Origin of the sequence: Streptomyces sp. (assembly GCF_050698815.1) — a bacterium.
Taxonomy (GTDB): Bacteria; Actinomycetota; Actinomycetes; order Streptomycetales; family Streptomycetaceae; genus Streptomyces.
On record NZ_JBOHCV010000653.1, the window covers coordinates 1 to 6,801 of the forward strand.

Here is a 6,801-nt window from a genome sequence, read left to right on the forward strand (position 1 = left end):
TGCCCGGCCAGCGCGGTCATGCCGTTCCCGTCGCCGCCACGGCGCCGCGCGGCCCCTTCTGGCGGTGGCTGCTGCCCGTACTGGCGCTGCTGACCGGCGCGACCCGGCTGCCGTCGCTGACCCGGCCGCTGTGGAACCCGGACGAGGGCTTCCTCGCCACCCAGGCACGGCAGTTGGCGGCCGGCGGGACGCTCTACGAGACGGTGGTGGACCGCAAGCCGCCGCTGCTGCCCTGGCTCTACCGGGGCGCCTTCGCGCTCTTCGGTGACCGTTCGCTGTGGCCGCTGAAGGTAGCCGCCGCCGTGGCCGTGCTGGCCGGGGCCGTGCTGCTCGCGTCGCTGGCCCGCCGCCGATGGGGCGACCGCGCTGGCTGGATCGCGGGCATCCTCTACCCGCTGTTCTCCGTCGGACTCGTACCGGAGGACACCCAGGCCGCGACCTTCGAGGTCTTCATGCTGCCGTGGACGGTCCTCGCCGTGTGGTGCGCGGACCGCGGCCGCTGGGCGGCGGCGGGGCTCGGCGTGGCCGGAGCGGTGCTCACCAAACAGACCGGCGGCGCCGTGCTCGTGCCGGTGCTCGTGCTGCTGTGGCAGTCACGGGCCGACTGGTGGGCGCTGGCGCGCGTGTCGGCCGCGGCGGCGCTGCCCGTACTCGGCACCGCGCTCGCCTACGGCGCCGGCCGCTTCGTGTACTGGACGGCGACGGGCTCAGGCAGCTATCTCTCGGTGGACGGCGCCGGGGCCTACGCACTCGGGCGGGCCCTTGCCAACTGCGGTCTGCTGATCCTGGGCTGCCTCCCGCCGGTGCTGGCGCTGCTGTACGTACTGCGCTCCCGCCATCCGCTGAGACAGACCGCGGACGTGTGGGCGTGGCTGGCCGCCTCGGCCGCGGCGGTGACCGTGGGCTTCCAGTTCTTCGGCCACTACTTCCTCCAGCTCACCCCCGCGCTCGCCCTGTTGACCGCGGCGGCGCTGCCACACCTGCGCACCCGCACCCTGATCACGGTGGTCGCTCTCAACGCCCTGATCACGAGCGGTTTTCTGGCCTGGGCCTGGTGCGTACCGCGCGACGAACTCGGCCACCAGCAGCGGCTGGCGGCCGAGATCCGTGCCCGCACCGCGCCCACCGACCGGGTGCTGCTGTGGGGGATGCATCCGGAGACCTACTGGCTCGCCGGCCGCGCCCCCGCATCCCGCTACCTCACCGCCGGGTTCCTCACCAACTTCAGCGGCGGGCGCGCCGGCGTACGGGTGGGCGAGCGGTACGCGATGGACGGCGCCTGGCGCTGTTTCCGCGGGGAACTGCGCCGCCGGCCACCGGCCCTGGTCGTCGACGACTCCCGCGGCAAGCCCTACGGCGTGCGGCACGTTCCGACGCTGCGCGCGTATCTGGACCGCCACTACGAGCGGGTGGGCACGGTGGGCGGCGCGGTGCTGTACGTGCGTTCGCGGGCCGGGGCGCCCTGATACCGGCGCCGGCGCGCGACGCGAACGGCGCCTGCCCGCATCATGCTTGCGGACAGGCGCCGTTCGGCGCGCTGTGCGGTTACGCCGGGACGCTGGCGACGCCCGGCTGAAGGAACCGGCGTCCGGTGGCCCGCTCGCTGACGCCCTCACGGTCCAGGTACGGGGTGATCCCGCCCAGATGGAAGGGCCAGCCCGCGCCGGTGATCAGGCACAGGTCGATGTCCTGGGCCTCGGCGACCACGCCCTCGTCGAGCATCAGGCGCACCTCCTGGGCGATGGCGTCCAGTGCCCGGTCGCGTACCTGCTCCTCGCTCAGCACCACCTCACCCGTCTCGAACAGCGCGTCGACCTCCGGGTCCAGCTCCGGCTTCCCGGAGTCGTAGACGTACAGGTTGCGCTTGCCCGCCTCGACGACGCGGCCGAGGTTCTCCGAGACGCCGAAGCGGTCCGGGAAGGCGGCGTTAAGGGTGCCGGAGACGTGGTGGGCGACGGCGGGGCCGACCAGTTCCAGCAGCACGATCGGCGACATGGGCAGGCCCAGCGGCGCCAGCGCGCGGTCGGCGACCTCGACCGGGGTGCCCTCGTCGATGGAGCGCAGCACCTCGCCCAGGAATCGGGTCAGCACCCGGTTGACGACGAACGCCGGGGCGTCCTTGACGAGCACGGCCGTCTTCTTCAGCGACTTGGCCACGGCGAAGGCGGTGGCCAGCGACGCGTCGTCCGTACGCTCGGCCCGGACGATCTCCAGCAGCGGCAGGATCGCGACCGGGTTGAAGAAGTGGAAGCCGACGACCCGCTCGGGGTGCTTCAGCTGGGAGGCCATTTCCGAGATCGAGAGCGAGGAGGTGTTGGTGGCGAGGAGGGCGTGCGCCGGCACGACCGCCTCGACCTCCGCGAAGATCTTCTGCTTGAGCGACATCTCCTCGAAGACGGCCTCGATGACGAAGTCCGCGTCGGCGAAGCCCACGGCCTTGTCCAGGGATCCGGTCACCAGGGCCTTGAGGCGGTTGGCCTTGTCCTGGTTGACGCGGCCCTTGAGCAGCAGCTTGTCGATCTCCTCGTGGACGTAGCCCACGCCCTTGTCGATCCGCTCCTGGTCGATGTCGGTCAGCACGACCGGCACCTCCAGGCGGCGGGCGAAGAGCAGCGCCAGCTGCGAGGCCATCAGCCCGGCACCGACCACACCGACCTTGGTGACCGGGCGGGCGAGGGACTTGTCCGGGGCCCCCGCCGGGCGCTTGGCGCGCTTCTGCACCAGGTTGAAGGCGTAGATGCCGCTGCGCAGTTCACCACCCATGATCAGGTCGGCCAGCGCACGGTCCTCCGCCTCGAAGCCGGCCCGCAGGTCGCCGCTCTTGGCCGCGGCGATGATGTCCAGTGCGCGGTACGCGGCCGGGGCCGCCCCGTGCACCTTGCCGTCGGCGATCTGCCTGCCGCGTGCCACGGCCTGGTCCCACGCCTCGTCACGGTCGACCTCGGGACGCACGACCTCGATCTCGCCCTTGAGCACCGCGGCGGTCCAGCGCAGCGACTCCTCCAGGAAGTCGGCGCCTTCGAACAGGGCGTCGGCGATGCCCAGTGCGTAGACCTGGGCGCCCTTGAGCTGCTTGTTCTGGTTGAGCGAGTTCTCGATGATGACGGAGACCGCGCGGTCGGCGCCGATCAGGTTCGGCAGCAGCGCGCAGCCGCCCCAGCCCGGTACCAGGCCGAGGAAGACCTCCGGCAGGGCGAAGGCCGGCAGGGCCTGCGAGACGGTGCGGTACGTGCAGTGCAGCCCCACCTCGACGCCGCCGCCCATCGCGGCACCGTTGTAGTACGCGAAGGTCGGCACGCCCAGGTCGGCCAGCCGCCGGAAGACTGCGTGCCCGCCCTGGCCGATGGCGAGGGCGTCCTCGTGCCGCTTGAGCAGCTCGACGCCCTTGAGGTCGGCGCCGACGGCGAAGATGAACGGCTTGCCGGTGACGCCGGCACCGACGATCTCGCCGTCCTTCGCCTCCTTCTCGACCTGGTCGAGCGCGGTGTTGAGGTTGTCGAGCGACGCGGGCCCGAAGGTGGTCGGCTTGGTGTGGTCGAAGCCGTTGTCCAGCGTGATGAGCGCGAACCGGCCCGCCCCGAACGGCAGGTCGAGATGGCGTACGTGCGCCTCGGTCACGACCTCGTCGGGGAACAGCTCGGCGGCGCCCTTCAACAGCTCGGTGGTGCTGGTGCTCACTTGCCTGCCCCTTCGCTCCAGTGCGGGTTCTCCCAGATGACCGTTCCGCCCATGCCGAAGCCGACGCACATGGTCGTCAGCCCGTACCGCACGTGCGGCTGCTCCTCGAACTGCCGGGCCAGCTGCGTCATCAGCCGGACCCCGGAGGAGGCCAGCGGGTGGCCGTAGGCGATCGCGCCGCCGTACTGGTTGACGCGCGGGTCGTCGTCGGCGATGCCGTAGTGGTCGAGCAGGGCCAGGACCTGCACGGCGAACGCCTCGTTGATCTCGAAGAGACCGATGTCGTCGATCGACAGGCCGGCCTGGGCGAGTGCCTTCTCGGTGGCCGGCACCGGGCCGATGCCCATCACCTCGGGCTCGACACCGGCGAAGGAGTAGCTCACCAGCCGCATCCTGACCGGCAGTTCGAGCTCGCGGGCGAAGTCCTCCGCGGCGATCAGCGAGGCCGTAGCACCGTCGTTGAGACCCGCGGCGTTGCCCGGGGTGACCCGGCCGTGTGCGCGGAAGGGCGTCTTGAGGCCCCCGAGCATCTCCAGCGTGGTACCCGGCCGCATCGGCTCGTCCTGGGTGGCCAGGCCCCAGCCGGTCTCCCCGGCCTCCTCGCTGGTGCGGCGGACGGAGATCGGCACCAGGTCCTGCTGGATCTTGCCGTTGGCGTAGGCCTTGGCGGCCTTCTCCTGACTGTGTACCGCGTACTCGTCGGAGCGCTGCTTGGTCAGGTGGGGGAAGCGGTCGTGCAGGTTCTCCGCGGTCATGCCCATGAACAGCGCGGACTGGTCGACCAGCTTCTCCGATACGAAGCGCGGGTTGGGGTCGACGCCCTCGCCCATCGGGTGGCGTCCCATGTGCTCGACGCCGCCCGCGACGACGACGTCGTAGGCGCCGAAGGAGATGGAGCCGGCGGTGCTGGTCACCGCGGTCATCGCACCCGCGCACATCCGGTCGATGGAGTAGCCGGGCACGGACGTCGGCAGCCCGGCGAGGATGCCGGCGGTGCGGCCCAGGGTGAGGCCCTGGTCGCCGATCTGGGTCGTCGCGGCGAGGGCGACCTCGTCGATGCGCTCCGGAGGCAGGTCCGGGTTACGGCGGAGCAGTTCGCGGATGCACTTCACGACCAGGTCGTCGGCCCGGGTCTCGTGATAGATGCCCTTGGGGCCCGCCTTGCCGAACGGGGTACGGACGCCGTCGACGAAGACGACGTCCCTAGCGGTACGAGGCACGTTGGCTCTCCTCCAGGTGCGGTACAGATACGCCGGACGGCGCGCTTCCCGGGAACCATGCTACCCATGGGTAACTGAGGGGCAAGAGCGGGCCCGGGGGAGGGGCACACGTCACATTGCGGGCGCGTGGCCCGCGTCGCGGGCAGTGGTCCCGCGCGGCCGGCGTCGCAGCGCCTACTCGTCCGGGTCGGCGGGAGCCGGGGTGCTCAGTGCCTCGGTCAGCAGCGACGCCGTCTGCTCGATCTGCCACGCGCGGGCACCCAGCGCCCGCAGCGCCGAGCCGACCTCCGGCTCCGTCAGGACCTGCGGCGGCTGCCAGCACACCCGCCGCACCGTGTCCGGCGTCAGCAGGTTCTCCTGCGGCAGGCGCAGTTCCTCGGCGCGCTTCGTCACCGCCGCGCGGGCGGCGGTGAGCCGGGCCGCGGCGGCCGGGTCCTTGTCGGCCCAGGAGCGTGGCGGAGGCGGGCCGTTGGGCGCCTGACTCTGCTGAGGGAGAGCGGACTCCGGCAGTGCCCTGGCCCGTTCGACCGCCGCCTGCCACTGGTCCAGCTGCTTGCGCCCCATCCGGTGTCCGTAACCCGGCAGCGCCGACAGCGCCCGCGCGTCCGCGGGCATCGCGAGCGCCGCGGCGACGATCGCCGAGTCCGTCAGCACCTTGCCGGGCGAGACGTCGCGCTTCTGTGCGATGCCGTCGCGGGCCGTCCACATCTCCCGTACGACCGCCATCTGCCGGCGCCGGCGCACCTTGTGCATGCCGGAGGTGCGCCGCCAGGGGTCCTTACGGGGCGGCGCGGGCGGCGCCGCCGCGATGGCGTCGAACTCCTGCCGCGCCCACGCCAGCTTGCCCTGCCCGTACAGCTCCCCCTCCAGCTCGTGCCGCAGGTCGATCAGCAGCTCGACGTCGAGCGCCGCGTAGCGGAGCCAGGGCTCCGGCAGCGGGCGGGTCGACCAGTCCACGGCGGAGTGGCCCTTCTCCAGCGCGTAGCCGAGCACGTTCTCGACCATCGCGCCCAGGCCCACCCGGGCGTGCCCGGCCAGGCGTCCGGCGAGTTCGGTGTCGAACAGCCGCCGCGGCACCATGCCTATCTCGCGCAGGCACGGCAGGTCCTGGGAGGCGGCGTGCAGCACCCACTCCGCATCGGCCAGCACGTCCCCCAGCCCGGACAGGTCGGGGCAGCCGACCGGATCGATCAGCGCGCTGCCCGCGCCTTCGCGGCGCAGCTGGATGAGGTACGCCCGCTGTCCGTAGCGATAACCGGAGGCCCGCTCGGCGTCGACGGCGACCGGGCCCGTACCCGCGGCGAAGGCGGCGGTGACCTCGGCCAGCCCGGCCGCGTCCGCGGTCACCGGCGGAATGCCCTCGCGGGGCGCGAGGAGCGGAACCGGAGCAGGACCGGGGTCCTCGGGCGGAAGGGCCTGAGTTGCGTTCGCTGCGGCGGTCTCTTGGGCGTCGGTCACCGGTCAAGAGTATCCGCGTGTGCGGTGTGGCCGTCCGAATGCCGGGGCAGGTCGTTGCGCGTACCACCTTCCGGCCCCGGCGGAGTCCGTGGGCACGGCCCGAAGCCCGCACGCGAGGCGCCCGCCGACATCAGCTTCCGTCGGCGGGCGCCTCGCGCACGATTCCTGAGATCAGTGGATGATGCCGGTACGCAGGGCCACCGCCACCATGCCGGCGCGGTCGCCGGTGCCCAGCTTGCGGGCGATACGGGCCAGGTGGCTCTTGACCGTGAGCGCAGAGAGGCCCATCGAGACGCCGATCGCCTTGTTCGACTGGCCCTCCGCAACCAGCCGCAGCACCTCGACCTCCCGTCCCGACAGCTCACGCTGGCCGCCGGGGTGGCCGGGGCCGCCGGGGCCACCGCCGGGGCGGCGATGCATGCGGGCGGCGGCCGCGCCGATGGGC

General features: G+C 72.5%; 5 protein-coding genes. 1 reads left to right on the plus strand and 4 read right to left on the minus strand.

Annotated features, from left to right (window positions below; all coding sequences use genetic code 11):
* Positions 1 to 1,466: ArnT family glycosyltransferase (locus ACRDP3_RS23485; RefSeq protein WP_431518992.1), on the plus strand; the 1,466-nt coding region annotated here is incomplete at its 5' end.
* Between the two features lie 79 nt (positions 1,467 to 1,545).
* On the opposite strand, the gene ACRDP3_RS23490 is transcribed toward ACRDP3_RS23485, so the two are convergent.
* The 4 genes from ACRDP3_RS23490 to ACRDP3_RS23505 all read right to left on the minus strand — a co-directional run.
* Positions 1,546 to 3,678: a 3-hydroxyacyl-CoA dehydrogenase NAD-binding domain-containing protein gene (locus ACRDP3_RS23490; protein ID WP_431518993.1), complete on the minus strand. Its 2,133-nt coding sequence runs from the start codon at positions 3,676 to 3,678 to the stop codon at positions 1,546 to 1,548.
* A complete protein-coding gene (locus ACRDP3_RS23495; protein ID WP_431518994.1) occupies positions 3,675 to 4,898 on the minus strand; it encodes a thiolase family protein in 1,224 nt (407 codons plus the stop codon). The genes ACRDP3_RS23490 and ACRDP3_RS23495 overlap by 4 nt, the downstream gene beginning before the upstream one ends.
* Positions 4,899 to 5,072: 174 nt before the next feature.
* A complete protein-coding gene (locus ACRDP3_RS23500; RefSeq protein ID WP_431518995.1) occupies positions 5,073 to 6,356 on the minus strand; it encodes an HRDC domain-containing protein in 1,284 nt (427 codons plus the stop codon).
* A 171-nt stretch (positions 6,357 to 6,527) separates the two neighbouring features.
* A partial coding sequence (locus ACRDP3_RS23505) for a response regulator transcription factor (protein ID WP_431518996.1) occupies positions 6,528 to 6,801 on the minus strand: 274 nt, incomplete at its 5' end.